The sequence below is a fragment of the Streptomyces sp. NPDC093586 genome, assembly GCF_044764905.1.
In the GTDB taxonomy this organism is placed as follows: Bacteria; Actinomycetota; Actinomycetes; order Streptomycetales; family Streptomycetaceae; genus Streptomyces.
This window is the reverse complement of record NZ_JBIWJA010000032.1, coordinates 75,188-91,925: the sequence shown is the minus strand read 5'-3', so window position 1 is coordinate 91,925 and position 16,738 is coordinate 75,188. Positions and strand designations below refer to the sequence as shown.

10 protein-coding genes and 1 pseudogene are annotated in these 16,738 nt (G+C 73.2%); 2 read left to right on the top strand and 9 right to left on the bottom strand.

Annotated elements, in window-relative coordinates; genetic code table 11:
* Nucleotides 1-296 precede the first annotated feature (296 nt).
* The 6 genes from ACIRFH_RS27680 to ACIRFH_RS27655 all read right to left on the bottom strand — a co-directional run bounded on the left by ACIRFH_RS27680 (nucleotide 297) and on the right by ACIRFH_RS27655 (nucleotide 9,475).
* Complete coding sequence (locus ACIRFH_RS27680; protein WP_403526308.1) at nucleotides 297-1,187, bottom strand: serine protease; 891 nt, start codon at nucleotides 1,185-1,187, stop codon at nucleotides 297-299.
* A 152-nt stretch (nucleotides 1,188-1,339) separates the two neighbouring features.
* Nucleotides 1,340-2,872, bottom strand: coding sequence for an RNA polymerase sigma factor (locus ACIRFH_RS27675; RefSeq protein ID WP_403526305.1), 1,533 nt, complete (start codon nucleotides 2,870-2,872; stop codon nucleotides 1,340-1,342).
* A 470-nt stretch (nucleotides 2,873-3,342) separates the two neighbouring features.
* The gene (locus ACIRFH_RS27670) at nucleotides 3,343-4,230 is read right to left on the bottom strand and encodes a FadR/GntR family transcriptional regulator (RefSeq protein WP_403526302.1); all 888 of its coding nucleotides are present in this window, start codon (nucleotides 4,228-4,230) and stop codon (nucleotides 3,343-3,345) included.
* A gap of 162 nt (nucleotides 4,231-4,392) precedes the next feature.
* A complete protein-coding gene (locus ACIRFH_RS27665) occupies nucleotides 4,393-6,786 on the bottom strand; it encodes an ATP-binding cassette domain-containing protein (protein WP_403526299.1) in 2,394 nt (797 codons plus the stop codon).
* A 120-nt stretch (nucleotides 6,787-6,906) separates the two neighbouring features.
* Nucleotides 6,907-7,665, bottom strand: coding sequence for an NUDIX domain-containing protein (locus ACIRFH_RS27660; protein ID WP_403526296.1), 759 nt, complete (start codon nucleotides 7,663-7,665; stop codon nucleotides 6,907-6,909).
* Nucleotides 7,666-7,927: 262 nt separating this feature from the next.
* On the bottom strand, nucleotides 7,928-9,475 hold the full coding sequence (locus ACIRFH_RS27655; protein ID WP_403526293.1) for a DUF4192 domain-containing protein: 1,548 nt from the start codon (nucleotides 9,473-9,475) through the stop codon (nucleotides 7,928-7,930).
* Nucleotides 9,476-9,616: 141 nt separating this feature from the next.
* On the opposite strand from ACIRFH_RS27655, the gene ACIRFH_RS27650 reads away from it, so the two are divergent.
* A complete protein-coding gene (locus ACIRFH_RS27650) occupies nucleotides 9,617-11,794 on the top strand; it encodes a RecQ family ATP-dependent DNA helicase (RefSeq protein WP_403526290.1) in 2,178 nt (725 codons plus the stop codon).
* A gap of 280 nt (nucleotides 11,795-12,074) precedes the next feature.
* Nucleotides 12,075-12,689, top strand: a complete 615-nt coding sequence (locus ACIRFH_RS27645) for a hypothetical protein (protein WP_403526287.1) — start codon at nucleotides 12,075-12,077, stop codon at nucleotides 12,687-12,689.
* Between the two features lie 353 nt (nucleotides 12,690-13,042).
* Here the strand turns inward: ACIRFH_RS27645 and ACIRFH_RS27640 are convergent, their stop codons facing one another.
* From ACIRFH_RS27640 to ACIRFH_RS27630, 3 genes and pseudogenes are all read right to left on the bottom strand, one after another.
* Nucleotides 13,043-13,675: a hypothetical protein gene (locus ACIRFH_RS27640; RefSeq protein ID WP_403526284.1), complete on the bottom strand. Its 633-nt coding sequence runs from the start codon at nucleotides 13,673-13,675 to the stop codon at nucleotides 13,043-13,045.
* 68 nt (nucleotides 13,676-13,743) lie between these two features.
* Complete coding sequence (locus ACIRFH_RS27635) at nucleotides 13,744-14,445, bottom strand: ribonuclease HII (RefSeq protein ID WP_403526281.1); 702 nt, start codon at nucleotides 14,443-14,445, stop codon at nucleotides 13,744-13,746.
* A 177-nt stretch (nucleotides 14,446-14,622) separates the two neighbouring features.
* Nucleotides 14,623-15,384: pseudogene (locus ACIRFH_RS27630) on the bottom strand (transposase family protein); the annotation flags it as partial.
* Nucleotides 15,385-16,738 lie beyond the last annotated feature (1,354 nt).

Genomic DNA, 16,738 nt, shown 5'->3' with positions numbered 1-16,738 from the left:
CTTCCTCCGAGGAAGACCGCTAGACACAGCGCGCCCAACGACGAGCGACTCGGCACAGGCCGAAGGTACGGGCGGGGGGCGCCCCCCCCCCCGGGGGCCCCCCCCCCCCGGGGCCGCCCCCCCCCCCCCGCGCGGCCCCCCCCCCCGCCCCCCCCCCCCCCCCCCCCCCCCCCCCCCCCCCCCCACCCACACACCCCCCCCCCCCCCCCCCCCCCCCCCCCCCCCCCCGGGCGGGGGGGCCGCCCCCCCCCCCCCCCCCGGCCCCCCCCCGCCCGTACTCGTGTCCGGCGAGCCCCTCAGGGCGCGTCAGACGCCCTGGCACCGCCGAGGGGCCCCGTCTCCCAGCCCAGCGCCCGCAGCGCGGCGGAGATGCGCGTGTACACCCCCGGGTTGCCGGGGCGTCCGCACCCGTTCCCCCAGGACACGAGACCTATGAGCCGCCCCTGCGCGACCAGCGGTCCCCCGCTGTCCCCCTGGCAGGCGTCGCGCCCGCCGGCTTCCACCCCGGCACACAGCATGCTGCTGGGCAGATACCTTCCGTCACCACCTCCCGGATACGCCCGTGCGCAGAGGGCGTCCGACAGTACGCGCACGTGTGACGCCCGCAGGCTGGTGGCGTAGTCCCCCGCGCCCGAGGTGTCCCCCCACCCGTAGACCAGTGCTCCGGTCTGCGGTCCGTACGCGGGGTCCCCGTCGGCCGCCATGGCTATGACCGAGTCGGCGGGAAGGGCCCGGGAGAGGGTGAGTACGGCGAAGTCGCCGGCGTTGCTGACGTCGTCGTGCGCCGGGTTCACCCAGACGTCGCGCACGGGGATCTCGTCCCCCTCGTCCGAGAGCAGGTCCGTGCGGCCCGCGATGACCTTCAGGTCACGTACCCGTTCGGGCGGGGAACCCAGAACCTCCTCGCCCAGGCAGTGGGCCGCCGTGAGCACGGTGGTCCGGCCGACGGCGACTCCCCCGCAGAACTGACCCGCCCGCGTACCTCCGAACCGGTCACGACTGGACAGGGCCACGGTCCACGGACTGTCGGACACGTCGACCGGAAAACCTCCGACGACGATGCTGTCGGTGGGAGCGGAAGCAGAGGCGGATGCGGAGGCGGGGGCCGCGGACGCCAGCGGTATCGCGGTCGCCGCGGCCGCCAGGGCGAGCGGCCGGGCTATCGCCCGGGCAAAGAGGCGACGCATGCAGACTCCTCACTGAGGGGTGGGCAGTGAACACCCAGGGTGATCCACTCCGTCGCGCCTCGCACCCGCTGGTCAGCACGAAGGCCCGGTCCCCACCGGGGGACCGGGCCTCGCCGGACGTACGGCCGCCTTCGCGGGACGTACGTCCGTTCCTAGTCGAGGTAGTCGCGCAGCACCTGGGAGCGCGACGGGTGACGCAGCTTCGACATGGTCTTCGACTCGATCTGGCGGATGCGCTCGCGCGTGACGCCGTACACCTTGCCGATCTCGTCGAGGGTCTTCGGCTGACCGTCGGTGAGACCGAACCGCATGGAGACGACACCCGCCTCGCGTTCGGACAGGGTGTCCAGGACGGAGTGCAGCTGCTCCTGGAGGAGCGTGAAGCTGACGGCGTCGGCCGGGACGACGGCCTCGGAGTCCTCGATGAGGTCACCGAACTCGCTGTCGCCGTCCTCGCCCAGCGGGGTGTGCAGGGAGATGGGCTCGCGGCCGTACTTCTGGACCTCGATGACCTTCTCCGGGGTCATGTCGAGCTCCTTGGCCAGCTCCTCCGGGGTGGGCTCGCGGCCCAGGTCCTGGAGCATCTGCCGCTGCACGCGCGCGAGCTTGTTGATGACCTCGACCATGTGCACCGGGATACGGATGGTGCGGGCCTGGTCGGCCATCGCGCGGGTGATCGCCTGACGGATCCACCAGGTGGCGTACGTGGAGAACTTGTAGCCCTTGGTGTAGTCGAACTTCTCGACCGCGCGGATCAGACCGAGGTTGCCCTCCTGGATCAGATCCAGGAAGAGCATGCCGCGGCCGGTGTAGCGCTTGGCCAGGGAGACCACCAGGCGGAGGTTGGCCTCCAGGAGGTGGTTCTTGGCTCGGCGGCCGTCCTCGGCGATGATCTCCAGCTCGCGCTTGAGCTTGGGCGCGAGCTTGTCGGAGTTCGCCAGCTTGTCCTCGGCGAAGAGGCCCGCCTCGATGCGCTTGGCGAGCTCGACCTCCTGCTCGGCGTTGAGCAGGGGGACCTTGCCGATCTGCTTGAGGTAGTCCTTGACCGGGTCGGCGGTGGCGCCGGCCGCGGCGACCTGCTGGGCCGGAGCGTCGTCCTCATCCTCGTCGGACAGCACGAAGCCCGCGTTCTCGGTGCCCTCGGGCTCGTCGGTCGCGGCCTTCGGCTCCTCGATCACCTCGTCCTCGAGAAGCTCGCCGTCGTCCTTCTTGGCGGTCGTCTTCTTGGCCGCCGTCTTCTTTGCGGTCGCCTTCTTCGTCGTCGCCTTCTTGGCGGTCGTCTTCTTGGCCGCCGCCTTCCTGGCCGGCGACTCCTCCTCGGCTGCGGGGTCCCCGGCGGATGCCGCCGGGGAGGCGGGGGCGGTGGCCTTCCTGCTGGTCACCGTCTTCGCCGCGACCGTCTTGGTGGCGGTGCGCTTGGCGGGGCTCTTCGCTGCGACGCTCTTTCGGGTGCGCTTGGGCTCTGCGGCACTGACCATCAGCGTCACACCCTCTTCCTCGAGGATCTGATTGAGGCTGCGCAGTACGTTCTTCCACTGAGTGGCCGGAATCTGGTCAGCTTCGAAGGCCCGACGCACGTCATCGCCGGCGATCTGCCCCTCAGCCTTTCCCCGCTCAATGAGCGCCATGACAGAGACGGACTCGGCGATCTCCGGCGGGAGCGTACGGGATGTGCTGGCCGACACGAACAACCTCTCGGAACGTTGGAAAACGGCTTCCGGCCCTGTCCACGGCGGACAGGAGCCGACCGCCGGCTTGGGATGGGCCGACGGCGCGGGCGGGGGCCGGGGAGATGCACAGCACCGTGAACGGCGCCCGTATTCCCTCCGCGGCTGTCACCTCTTAGGTCATCGCGTTGTTCTCGCGAGCGTTACGCCCAATCCGCGTGGCCCGAGTCACACCCCGTAAGCACTCAAAACCGGTCAGGCACATACAAAGAGGGTCACCAATCGTTCTCGTTCGACCACGCGCGGCCTCTCCCGCAGGAAGCCCCAAGCGTTTCGTCACACCGTCGGAACGGAACACGTCGGAACGGAACACCGTCGGACCCCGCGGAATCCCGGGGATCCCGCGGGGTCCGCGGCGGCGAGCCGGCCGGCCACTGCCAGAGGAGGGGGCTGGTGCGGCCGGCGCGCGCCGTGTCGGCGGAGCGCGATCAGTGCTCGCGCGGAGCGGGCACCACGCGGTCCACCTCGGGGTGGACGGTCAGGAGCTGACGCATGGCCGTCTCGGCCGCGGCGCCGTCCCCGGCCGCCAGGGCGTCGACGATCCGGCCGTGCTGCGCCAGCGAGGCGTCGTTCAACCGGTCACAACCCGTGACCGGCCCGCCGGAGACGTGGAGGGCGGCGGACACGATCCCCGAGAGATGACCCAACATGCGATTGCCGGCGACCTGGATGAGCAGCGTGTGGAACTCGGCATCGGCACGCGAGAAGGTGAGCGCGTCACCCTGCCCCATGGCGTGCCCCATGATCCCGACCATGTCGACCAGCCGCTGCTGGACGTCCTCGCGCCCGTGCCCGGCGGCCAGGCGTGCGGCGAGCGGCTCGATGGTCCAGCGCAGCTCGCTGAGCTCGCGACGCTGGTCGTCGCGCTGCGGCCCGAAGGCACGCCATTCGATGATGTCGGGGTCGAGGAGGTTCCAGTCACTGACGGGACGCACTCGCGTGCCGACGTTCGGGCGGGCACTGACCAGGCCCTTGGCCTCCAGGACGCGGAGGGATTCACGGACGACGGTACGGGAAACCTCGAAGCGCTGGCCGATCTCCTCGGGCACCAGGGGGCGGTCGGCCCCCAGGTCGCCGGAAACGATCATCTGGCCGAGCTGCTGGACGAGTTGCCCGTGCAGTCCGCGCCCACGGCTGCCCGCGGTGCGTCGGCCCACGCGTCCCAGCTCGGGCTCCGCGCCTTCCCAGGCGGGCACCCCCACACGGTCGGCGGCGGGCGCCTCGGCGAAGGGATAGCGGTCGAGTTCGCCCGGGTTCGCGAGGCCGGAGTCGGCGGAACGGGCGGCGGTCATCATGGTGTGCGCAAGGGTAGTCACGCATCCTTTGTCGGCCTCGCCGCCAACTCCCTTGAGGTCTTTGGTGAAAAGCACACGAAAGGGTGATCGCTCACGCCGTCGCAATTGACGCCTTATCGGAAAGAAATGGGCTTTCCCCGGGGAGTTGCGCACACGGTCGAACCGGAAGGGAACAGACGGCCGTCATCGTGCCCTGCCGCGCAGGGTCATGAGCAGGTACGCGCAGAGCAGAGCGGTCAGTGACAACGCCATTGCGCTGCCCACGGGTTGGGCGAGCACCCGCAGGACCTCGACGAGGTAGTGCTGCCCGCCGAAGGGCCACTGCGTCAGGAGCGCCTCGCGCAGCCTCATCGGAAAGCCGACGGCGGTCCGCACGGACGGACCTTGCCAGGCCCTTTGTACGAGAGGCACGACGAGGACGGGAACGGCGACCACCGCGGCGAGTCCGGCCGTCGTGGACCGGAAGATCCCCGCGGCCAGCACGCCGGACCAGGCGCAACCGACGCAGAGCCCGAGCCAACCGGCGCTCAGCACGGGCCAGTCGGCGGGAATCCGTGAGAGCTCCTGCCCGTAGAACAGGTGGAGCACCTCGATGTCGCACCCCACCGTGAGTACGGCCAGCACGATCGCGGTGGCCGCGGAGACGACGAGTTTGGCGGTCAGCAGCCCCAGCCGGCGGGGCACGGTGCCGCAGTCCGCCGCCAGGGCGGGATGACGGAACTCGTCGCCGAAGGCCAGCGCACCGAGCAGTCCCGCGCCGAGCGCGGCGGGCGGCAGCGGCAGCTCCCGCGGCCACGCGGCCAGCAGGCGCGGCTGCGGGGTGTGCCCGATGCGTGCGAGGACCACGGCGATGACGGCGGACACGAGCAGGACGGCGGCCCCGGTGAAGAACCCGGTGCCGATGCCGGTCGCACGGCGCAGTTCGTACCTCAGCGGGCGGAGAGGGCTCGGGGCGGAGCGGACGGAAATGGGGGGCGGGAGGGGAGACAGGGGGCGGCCGGAAGCCGCTGCGGCGGGGTTGAGCGCGGTGCGCGGGCGCGGTGTTCCTCGTCCTTGGGAAGCGGGAGCCGCGCGCACGGATGCGGGGTGGGGGGCGTCCGGTGTCGGGATGGTCTCCTCGACCTCCGGTTCGGCTTCGCTCCCGGCTCCGGGAGCGTCGCCCGACACGGGCGCTTCGGCAGTCGGAGGGCACGCTTGAACGCCCGGGGGCGGCGGCTCGTCCGATGCCGGCCCGGGCCCGCCGGCACGGAGGGACGGTTCGGTGACGGCAGACCGAGGCGCGGCGGTCCGCGAAGAGCCGGCGGGACTGGGAATCCGGTACGGGCCGACCGTCCCCGGTGCGTCGGCGGGTACACGCCGTAGACCTGCGGGTGAGGGACAGGTGCCCGAGGTGGAGGGGACGGCATCGACCCCCGAAGGGGTTGTCCCGCTGGCTGATGGGCCGGTACCGCTGGTCCCGGGATCTGCACGGGTGACCGAGGGATCGGCGCCCGCGGCGGAAGCGTCTGTACAGGTGACCTGGGGGTCCGTATCCGTGGCCGGGGGAGCGGTGCCGGTGGCAGAGGGGCCGGCGTCCGTGGCCGAAGGGCTCGTTCCGGTCGCCCGGTGGGGGCCCGGAGCCGGGTCGCCCTCGATGGCCCGGTGCCGCCGAACCGGACGTTCCTGCCCTCGTTCCTGCCCCGCGGACACCGTGCCCGCTCCCGACCCCATGTCACCGACCTCGTCGGCGAGTTGGTGCACGAGGATGCCGTGACGGAAGGCGGTCTCACCGATGTCGGCGCACGTACTGCCGTACACGGCGAGACGGTTGCCGCTCTCCTGCACGATCTCGACGGAACGGCGGCCCGCACGGGCCTCCTTGGCCAGGAGGGCGGCGAGACGGGCCGCGTGCGGGCTGCGCACGGCGACGCGGGGGCGCAGGCGGGTCCTGGAGAAGTCCGCGGCCTCCTGGTCGGCGACGACTCTGCCCTGCTCCAGCGTGACGACGTGGTCGGCGGCGCGTGCCGCCTCCTTGGGGTCGGACGTGCTGAACAGGACGGTGCCCCCCTGCGCCGCGTGGGCGCGCAAGGCGCCGTGCAGCCAGCGGGCCTCGCGGGCGGAGAGCGCACCGGCCGGATCGTCGAGCACCAGGGTGTGCGGGTCGGCCAGCAGCGCGCAGGCCAGGCCGAGGCGCCGGTCCATACCGCGCGCCAGGGTGCCGAGGGGTTCGTCGCGCAGACTCACGAGCCCCACCGACTCCAGGACCTCGTCGCCGCGCCGGGAGGGAACGCCGGCAGCCGCGCACAGCATCCGCAGATGGCCGCGGACGGTGCGGGCCGGGTGCCCCGGCACATCACCCAACAGCACGCCGACTTCGCGCGAGGGATGGGCGATGCGGTGCAGGGGGCGGCCTCTGAAGTAGGTGATGCCACGGCCGTGTTGGAGTTCGAGCATGAGTCTGAGCACCGTCGTCTTGCCCGCACCCGGGGCTCCGAGCAGTGCGGTGACGCGGCCCGCGCGCGCCTCGAAGGAGACGTCGTCGACGGCGGGGGGATGCTCCTTGCGGGGGGCGCTGGTCAATCCGAAGGCCTGGATCACCCGCAGCAAGATATAGCGCAATACCTCCCTCTCCGGGCATAACACTACTTTTATACTGCAAATGGGTCGGTCAGCCGACCGTCGTGCGCCGTTCGTCCCCGGTCCGTCCGAGGCCCGGCGTCATACCTCGGGACGCAGCATCGGGGGGTTGAGGAGCGTCGCGCCGCCGGCGCGGAAGAGCTGGGCCGGTCGGCCGCCCTGGCGTGTGGTCGTCCCGCCGGTGGGCACGAGGAAGCCCGGGGTGCCCGTCACCTTGCGGTGGAAGTTGCGCGGGTCGAGGGCCACGCTCCACACCGCCTCGTAGACGCGGCGCAGCTCACCGACGGTGAACTCGGGCGGGCAGAACGCGGTGGCCAGCGACGAGTACTCGATCTTGGAGCGGGCCCGCTCCACCCCGTCCGCCAGGATCCGGGCATGGTCGAAGGCGAGGGGCGCCACCGGCTCGCCGTCATGGCCGTAGCCGCCCTGCTCCAGCAGTTCCTCGACCGGTGCCCAGCGCGCGTTGCTGGCGTCGCCGCCCGCCCGGGGCGCGGGCAGGTCGGGGGCGAGCGCGAGATGCGCGACACTGACCACGCGCATCCGGGGGTCGCGCTTCGGATCGCCGTACGTCGCCAGCTGCTCCAGGTGGGCGCCGTTGTCCTGGGCGGGCGCGGCCGGGTCGTGGACGCACAACCCCGTCTCCTCGACCAGTTCCCGCGCCGCCGCCTGTGCCAGGTCCTCGTCGGCCCGTACGAAACCGCCGGGCAGGGCCCAGCGCCCCTGGAACGGCGGCTCGCCCCGGCGTACCGCCAGCGCGCACAGGGAGTGGCGGCGCACGGTCAGCACGACCAGGTCCACGGTGACGGCGAAGGGCGGAAAGGCTGACGGGTCGTAGGGCATGCGGCGATCATAGTCGTCTGCCTGACGATAAACACTCCCTTCGCCGGCCGCTTCGGTGGCTGATCCACTTCGATGCGGCGTCCGTCCCCCGTCTGCCGCCCGATTCCGTGCGGGCCGCTTCGCACCAGGTCAAGCCGTTGACCACGGTCCGTCGGCCATCTCGTCGAGCATGGCTGGGCCGGTCGGCCCAGCCGTACGGGGGCGGGGCCCGCCGTGCCGGGGCGGATGTCCGGCTCACCCGGCCGACGCCCGGTCCCGCCGCCTATTCACCTCCGGATCCGGGCTCACCCGTACGCGCGTCTGCCGGGCGGGTGCCCCGCCCGGCCGTCGTCTCCCTGCCCGAGGCCCGGGGACGTGTACGGCTCGGCCGCGTCCCGTCGGGGCGTGCGCCACCCGCCGGATTCCTGGGACGTACCACCTTCATCCCCCGCTCGTGACCCTGCGCCCTCGCCCGGCGACGGGCGGAGTCGTCGACCACGGTGCCCGAACGCGTCCGGCGGCGACGGGCAGGGGGCGTCTGCGGTGCCGTCGGGTCTTCGGCCGTCGCGCGACGCGCCGGCCCGCCGGCCCGCTCCTCGTCGTCCGGCGCGCCGGTTCCGGCCGACCCGCCACCGGCGCGCTCGGCGCGCAGGCAGCGCCGGACCGACTCGGGGTCGAGGCCCTCGTTGCAGGCCTGGTGCAGGAGCCGGGCGAAGAGGTAGTCCGGGTCCGCGCCGAGTGCCATGGCCAGGGCTTCCCGGGCCTCCAGTTCGTCGCCGGTGGACCAGGCGACCCATCCGGCGAGGGTGAGGGGTGCGGCGGCGTGTTCGCCGTACGGCCCGACGCAGCGGCGGGCCAGTGCCCGCCAGAGGCGCAGCGCGGGGCCCGCCTCGTCCCCCTCCATCCACGCGGCCGCGCGGTCGCGGGTCGTTCGGTCCTGGAGACCGAGGATCAGCGCCGCGGCCTCGTCGTGTCCGAGCAGGCGGTCGTCCCGCAGGTCCTCCGCGGGCATGCCGGACACCGGCGGTGCGTCGGCCAGGCGGCGCATGATCCGTTCGGCCAGGGCGAGCGTCTCTTCGGCCACGTCCGCGCTCCGGGCGTCGTCGAGAAGCCTGGAGACGATCGTCATGCCGGCGGAATCCAGGGCGGCCTCCTGTTCGCGTGCCGCGGAGTTCTCCCACGGGAGCAGCCTGGCCCGCAGCTCGCGCAGCGAGCCGCGCACCTGGATCCCGGCGTAGGTGGCCGCCGCGGCCAGCACGGACGTGCCCGGCAGCCCCATGGGGACGCCCTCGGACGGGCAGCAGGTCTCGTCGTCACAGCAGTACGACCAGAAGCGCCCGTCCGAGATGCACAGTGCCTCGACCACCGGTACGTCGAGGGCGCCGCACTCGACGCGCAGCTTCTGGGCCAGTGGCCGCAGGCGCTCCATCACCTGTCGGCCGGACTCGCCGCGGGGCGGTTCCTGGCAGAGGTAGGCGACCATCTGCTCGGGGCGGGCGCCGCGGCGCTCGCTGCCGGTCACCAGGCCGTGGACCAGCTGCCCGGCCGCGCTCGTCCAGTCCTCCTCGTTCGCGGGGATGCCGAGACGGGCCCGGCCGCCGAACCGGCCCCGCCCGTCCCTGTCGCGCAGGGCGACCAGGACGATGCTGTCCTCGGGGCGGTATCCGAGCAGGTAGGGCAGGGCGTCCGCCAGTTCGGCCGGGGTGCGCAGGGTGACCTGGGGCTCGCCACCGGGGCTGTCGCACGAGGTCCGTGCCGCCCGGTCCGGCCGGGTGGGTCCGGTGATGTCGCCGTTCTCTGCGGATCCGGTCGTTTCGCTGTGGTTCGTCATGGCCCGACGATCTCGCGGATCGCAATGTTCCGCTTCGCCTGTGGATAACTTCCATCAGGGACACGACACTTCAGGCCCGGTTCTCCCCGTCCCTCCCGCCCGTCGCACCGGTTGTCAGTCCCGTCCTGTTGTATGGAACGCATGGAGCACACGAACAACGCGGACCTCCGGACAGCGGCCGACGCGGTTCTCGCCCGCCTCGTCGGGGACCCCTCCGGCGCCGCCCGCCTGCGGGAGGACCAGTGGCGGGCGATCGAGGCGCTGGTCGCGGACCGGCGCCGGGCCCTGGTCGTCCAGCGCACGGGATGGGGCAAGTCCGCGGTCTACTTCGTGGCCACCGCGCTGCTGCGGGACCGGGGCAGCGGTCCCACCGTGATCGTCTCCCCCCTGCTCGCCCTGATGCGCAACCAGGTCGAGGCCGCGGCCCGGGCCGGCATCCGTGCCCGGACCATCAACTCCTCCAACACCGAGGAGTGGGGCGCCGTGCAGGACGAGATCGCCGCGGGTGAGGTGGACGTCCTGCTGGTGAGTCCCGAGCGGCTCAACAACCCCGACTTCCGCGATCAGGTGCTGCCCAAGCTCGCCGCGGCCACGGGGCTGCTCGTGGTGGACGAGGCGCACTGCATCTCCGACTGGGGTCACGACTTCCGCCCGGACTACCGGCGGCTGCGCACGATGCTCACCGATCTCGCGCCCGGTGTGCCGGTCCTGGCGACGACCGCCACCGCCAACGCGCGCGTGACCGCCGACGTCGCGGAGCAGCTGGGCACCGGGGGCACGTCGGACGCGCTGGTGCTGCGCGGGCCGCTGGACCGGGAGAGCCTCAGTCTGAACGTGCTGCGGCTGCCCGACGCCGCGCACCGGATGGCCTGGCTCGCCGACCACCTCCACGAGCTGCCGGGCTCCGGGATCGTCTACACGCTCACGGTGGCCGCCGCCGAGGAGGTCACCGCCTTCCTCCGGCAGCGTGGTCACACCGTCGCCTCCTACACGGGGAAGACCGAGAACGCCGACCGGCAGCAGGCCGAGGACGACCTGCTCGCCAACCGGGTCAAGGCCCTGGTCGCCACCTCGGCGCTGGGCATGGGGTTCGACAAGCCGGACCTCGGTTTCGTGGTGCACCTCGGCTCGCCGTCCTCCCCCATCGCGTACTACCAGCAGGTGGGTCGCGCCGGGCGCGGTGTCGATCACGCCGAGGTGCTCCTCCTGCCGGGCAAGGAGGACGAGGCGATCTGGGAGTACTTCGCCTCACTGGCCTTCCCGTCCGAGGACCTGGTGCGCCGCACCCTCGACGTCCTCGCGCGCGCCGAGCGGCCCCTGTCGCTGCCGGCTCTGGAGCCTCTGGTGGAACTGCGCCGCTCCCGCCTGGAGACCATGCTCAAGGTCCTCGACGTCGACGGCGCGGTGAAGCGGGTCAAGGGCGGCTGGACCGCGACCGGCCGGCCGTGGACGTACGACGCCGAGCGGTACGACTGGGTCGCACGGCAACGCAGGGCCGAGCAGCAGGCGATGCGCGACTACGCGTCGACGACGGACTGCCGGATGGAGTTCCTGCAGCGTCAGTTGGACGACGAGGGCGCCAAGCCCTGCGGGCACTGCGACAACTGCGCGGGCCCGCGCTTCACGGCGGACACCTCCCCCGCCGCCCTGGACGCCGCGCGGGCCGACCTGGGCCGGGCCGGCGTCGAGGTGGAGCCGCGCCGCATGTGGCCGACCGGGCTCCCGGCGATCGGCGTCGAACTGAAGGGCCGTATCCCCGTCGGCGAACAGGCGGCGACGGGGCGGGCGCTGGGGCGTCTGTCCGACATCGGCTGGGGCAACCGGCTGCGCCCGATGCTGGCGGCGCACGCTCCCGACGGCCCGGTGCCGGACGATGTCGCGAAGGCCGTCGTGACGGTGCTGGCCGACTGGGCGAAGGGACCGGGCGGCTGGGCCTCCGGCGCGGCCGACGCCCCGCCGCGTCCCGTCGGCGTGGTGACCGTCGCCTCGCGCTCGCGCCCGCGGCTGATCCACTCGCTCGGTGCGCGCATCGCCGAGGTGGGCCGGTTGCCGTTGCTCGGCTCGGTCGAGTACGCGGCCGAGTACACGGAAGAAGCGCCGCCGGTGTCCCGCAGCAACAGCGCGCAGCGGCTCAAGGCGCTCGACGGGACGCTCACGGTGCCGCCCGCCCTTGCCGCCGCGCTCAGCGGCCAGGAGGGTCCGGTCCTTCTCGTGGACGACTACACGGAGACCGGCTGGACCCTCGCGGTCGCCGCCCGGCTGCTGCGTCGTGCGGGCGCCCCGGGGGTGTTGCCACTGGTCCTGGCCGTGCAGGGCTGACCGTCCGGCGTGCGCACCGCCGGCCGGGTGTCGTCGCCGTCCCTCCGGGCGGTGCGCCCCATGCGTCGCCCGACGTCTCCGCGGGTAGGGATATAGGACGCGCATCGTCCGATAAGGGTCGTCGGCCCCAATTGCTCGTTGCCGCATCCCAGTTCGACAGCAAGAATTGAAGTCCGCTCCCCGCACGGCTCGTCCGTGTCCCGGCAGGGCTTCACTGCGGTGCGCGCTCCCCCGAATCCGACCCCGCCCGCAGTGTGGGCGCGTAGCCGAAGGGAGGAACGTGACCTTCGGATTCGCCTCGTCCTCGGCGGCGTCTTTGTCGCCGCCCACCGCCTCCGCCACCCGCCTGCTCGAACCCGCGGAGTGGGCCTCGGCCGGAATCCCGCTGCTGCGCAATCCGCGGGAGGTCGTCAGCGGACTGCACGCGCGCCACCGTCCCGAGCCGGCGACCGCGGTCGTGGCCGTGCTCGACCCGGACGAACGGCTGCGCGCGAGCGCCTCGTTCACCGTCCGTCGCGCACCGGCGGACGGCTGGCTGTTCCGCAACGCGCTGCTCGCGCAGCTCCGCCGGGTCATTCCGCACGATCTGCGGCGCCGCACTCCGGTGCGCACCGCCGTGCTGCTCTACTGCCGCGAGGGCGACGCGCGCTGGACGGAGGAGGACGGCGCGTGGATGTGGGGGCTGCGCGACGCCTGCACCTTGCACGGACTGCGCTGCGGGGCGTACATCACGCTGACCCGTGACGGGTGGCAGGTCCTCGGCGAGGGCCGCGGTGGCCGCCGTCCCCACGCGATGTCGGCGCCGGAGCCGTTCGCCACGTCGGAGGCACCGCCTCCGCCGCCGCGTACCGGCGGTGTCGCCTCGGACGTACTGCGCCGCGCGGCGGCCCGCTGAGCGACGGGGGCCCGGCGTGTCGCTTTCCCGCGCCCCGGGCGCCGGGGCCGACGAGGCACCGGGCGCCGCCCGTTCTCACCGGCGCAACCAGCGCGCCCGGCATCGTCCGTACCGCAGACTCGTGAGTCCGCGCCGTTCGTACTCCCCCCGCCGTCCTGGACGGCGCACCGGTCGGCCGCGCCGCGGTGGGGTCTGGCCCGCACCACGCGCGAGCGGCGGCGCGCACCGGCCGACGTCGGCCGCCGGGACACGTCGACGCCGTCACCGAGAGTGTGCCGACGCGACGGTCGCCGGTGTCGTGCCCGGCCTCCGTGGACCGGAGCCCGGCGCCCGGCGCCCGTGACGCGGACGGCTCAGGCGCTCGCGCCCAGGACCGAGTTGATCCGCTGCGGGTCACCGCAGACGATCAGCAGGGCACCTGCCCGGGCGTGGGCCGCCGACAGCGCGGTGACGGCAGCCGCTTCGGGGCCGCCGTTGAGCGCGACGACGACCACGGGACGCGCCGCGGCACGCTCGGCGACGGCGGCGTCCGCGTAGAAGACGTCGTCGCCCGCGTCGTGCTGCGCCCAGTAGGAGGCGTCGCCGAAGGACAGTTCGTGGGCGGCCCACGGATGCGGTTCACCGGTGGTGACCACCAGCACGTCACCGGGGGTGCGGCCCGAGTCCAGAAGCAGGTCCACGGCTTCCTCGGCCGCGTCGAGCGCGCCTTCGGGAGAAGCGGGGATCAACTGGATCTGCGGGCCGGCCGGGGCGGCGGCGGGAGTCGCCGGACCCGACGGTGCGGGCTTGGCCGGGGCCGCGTCGTGCGAGGTGCGCTGCGCCGGCGGCGTCGGCCGCAGAGCGCCGGGACGACCGGGGCGCGGCGGAGCCGCGGGACGGGGGCCGGGTACGGGGCGGGGGGTCTGCGCGGTACGGCCGCTGGCCGGAGTGGCGCGGGGACCCTGGGCCTTCTCGTGAATCTGAGGCTCCTCGGGAATGAGAGGCATGAGCTGATTTTTATCAAACATTGGTGCGGCTAGCGTCAGCGGGTGGCGCATGCCTGCGAGCGGAACTGTCAGAAATCGAAGCCGAGCTGTCCCTCGATTTCCGGAACACTTCCGTCCGCCCGGCCGCGGACCTTCTTGAGGTGCCGCCACTGGGGCAGCGCATCAAGATACGCCCACGACAACCGGTGGTGCGGGGTGGGGCCCCGTTCCGCCAGTGCGGCCTTGTGCACGGGCGACGGATACCCGGCGTTGTCCGCAAAACCGAAGTCTGCATGGTGGGCACCCAGTTCGGCCATCATTTTGTCGCGCTGGACCTTGGCGAGCACCGAAGCCGCCGCGACCGCCACGCACGACTGGTCGCCCTTGACGACCGTACGGACCCGCCAGGGCGCCCCGAGGTAATCGTGCTTGCCGTCGAGGATGACGGCGTCGGGACGGACCGGGAGGGCCTCCAGGGCGCGCACCGCGGCCAGTCGCAGCGCCGCCGTCATCCCCAGGTCGTCGATCTCCTCCGGAGAGGCATGCCCCAGGGCGTAGGAGGTCACCCAGTCCCGCAGCTCCGCGGCGAGCCCGGCCCGCCGCTTGACGGTGAGCAGCTTGGAGTCGGTGAGACCCGTCGGGGGTCGTCGCAGCCCGGTGACCGCCGCACAGACGGTGACCGGACCGGCCCACGCACCGCGCCCCACCTCGTCGACACCGGCGATGATCTTGGCTCCGGTCGTGGCGCGGAGAGAGCGCTCGACGGTGTGAGTAGGCGGTTCGTACGGCATGACCCCCTTAGCCTACGCCGCCCCGGCCCCCGGGTGACACCCCGGTTCCCCGAGCGGCGCCGGACTTCCCGGAACCGGGGGCCAGACGCCTTCGGACCGCAGCGGTGGGACCATCGGCCGGTCGGCCACCTCCTCGATCTGCCGGTCCATTCGCTCACTGAGCGTTTTCCATCCTCGGTCCGAGCTGGTCAGGTGCAGGCAGAGGACAGCTCGGACGAGGCTCGTGACGCGTGCGGTCGAGCACCGCGGTGCGCGGAGGAGCCGCCAGGACTTGAGGGGGGCGACGGCCTGTTCGACGAGGGCCCGGATCTTCGCGTGGGACCGGTTGACGGCCTTCTGGCCCGCGGACAGCGTCTCCCGCCGGCCCCGGTACGGGACGCGGACCGTGCTCCCGGCGCCTCGGTAGCCCTTGTCTGCCCAGCAGGTGACTCGGGCGTCCGCGAGAGCGGCGATGACGCCGTGCTCACGGGCGGCCCGGACGTCGTGCACGGCACCGGTCAGGGCAGGTGAGGCCCGCAGCAGCCGGCCGGAGGGACCGGCCAGGACCTGCACGTTCATCCCGTGCTTCTTGTGCTTGCCGGAGGAGAAGGGACGGTCCGCGGCGACGCGGTCGATCGGCAGCGGAGTGCCGTCCAGCAGCACGAACGCCTTCGCCGATGCCGCCCGGGCCGCCTGCGCGAGGGCCGGGGCGAGTGCAGCCAGGAGATCGACGGCCTCGGTGATGTACCGGTACGCGGTGGTGGTGCCGATGCCGGATCCGGCCGCGAGCTGGGCGTACGGATGACCGTTGCGGAGGTGGGCAAGGGTGAGCAGGGCCTGTCGGCCGGGGCCCAGGCGTCGCCATCGGGTGCCGAGCGCCCGGCGGTGTCGGCGAAGCTGGGCGGACAGGAAGCACAGGGCAGAGCTGGACACGTCGACGCCGGACGGGCGGACAAGCACCCGAAGCCTCTGGTGGAGACGGTTCTTCTCGGTCGAAAACCCCTCTGCCAGGGGCTTCACCTGTCTGACAGCCCAACTCTCAAGCCGCCCCGCCAGATTGGAAAACGCTCAGTGACGACGAGGGAAAGCACCTCGCCAGGCGATGTCCGGTACCGGCCGGTCGATTTCCCGCCCAGGTCAGCGGAAACGCCCCCGGCCACGGGCTGAGGAACGTGCACGCGAACAGCTTCGGCTCGACGGTGGGGAAGACTTCACCGCTGTCACGACCCTGTGAAGGAAGCGGGCGATACGTCCCGGGGCCGGCCCGCGGCGGCGGACACCGGAGCGATCGGCGTCCGGTCCGCGACGCCCCGGGATCCAGGGCCGGCCGGCCCACCGGCGCGACGACCGACGCCACCGTCTCGCCGCCGGAACAGCACCACGGCCGCTCGACGACGGGGCCGGGCGCGTCCAGGTGCACGACACTTTCCTCACACAGCCCGTGAAAGTCCTGCCGCACGGCCTCGCGGGCCGGCCCGGACCTTCCTGGGAAGGGGTGGTCCATGCTCGCCCGGTCGGCCCCGGGCACATGCGGGACGGCGCGGGAGCCGCCTATGCAGCCGCGTTCCAGGAGGAGCCCGCGGGTACTGTCCGGGGTCCGTTCCCGTGCCGGCGCCGGGCGCGTCACGGCAGCCTCCCGACGCGATCCGCGGCGGTCACGGTTTCCCTTCGCCTCTCCCAGCCCTGACGCCTCGTGGGCCCGTGGTGGCGAAACAGCATGCGAACACGGTGTCTGCCGCGACAACGCGTATGAGCGTCTTCGATGGGGCGATGGGTGAACCGCCTACGACATCGCCCCCGCACAAAGCCGGATCGGCCTCCGCCCTGCTCAACACCGCCCCAAAGGTGGGCGGTTCGCTCGGCCTGGCCGTCCTGGCCGCCGTCTTCGGCTCGGCCGACCGGTCGCGACGAAGCGACCAGGCGGATCACGTCGCTCCGACCCGAGGCCGCACCGGAGCGGAAGACCGTGCTCGTCACGTCCCGCGTCGACTGCCCGCCTCATGGAGCCACGGGCCACTCGCGCACGGCATCGCCGCGGCCTTCATGCCGGCCGCCGCCCCCGGCCGTGCTCGTCCCGGCCGTGCTCGTCCCGGCCACGGCGTGGCTGGTGATCAGGGTCCGCGAGAGCGGCCTGAAGGCCCTCTCCGGCACGGCCGGGCCCCGGAAGGGGCCGACCACGCGGGGCCGGGCCGCCGGCCCGGCGTCAGGCGTGGCGCGGCGGGGCCCCGGGCCCCCGGCGGGGGGGCCCGGGGCCCCCGGGGCCCCCCCCGGGCCCGGGCCCCCCCCCCGCCCCCGCCCGCCCCCCCCCCGGGCG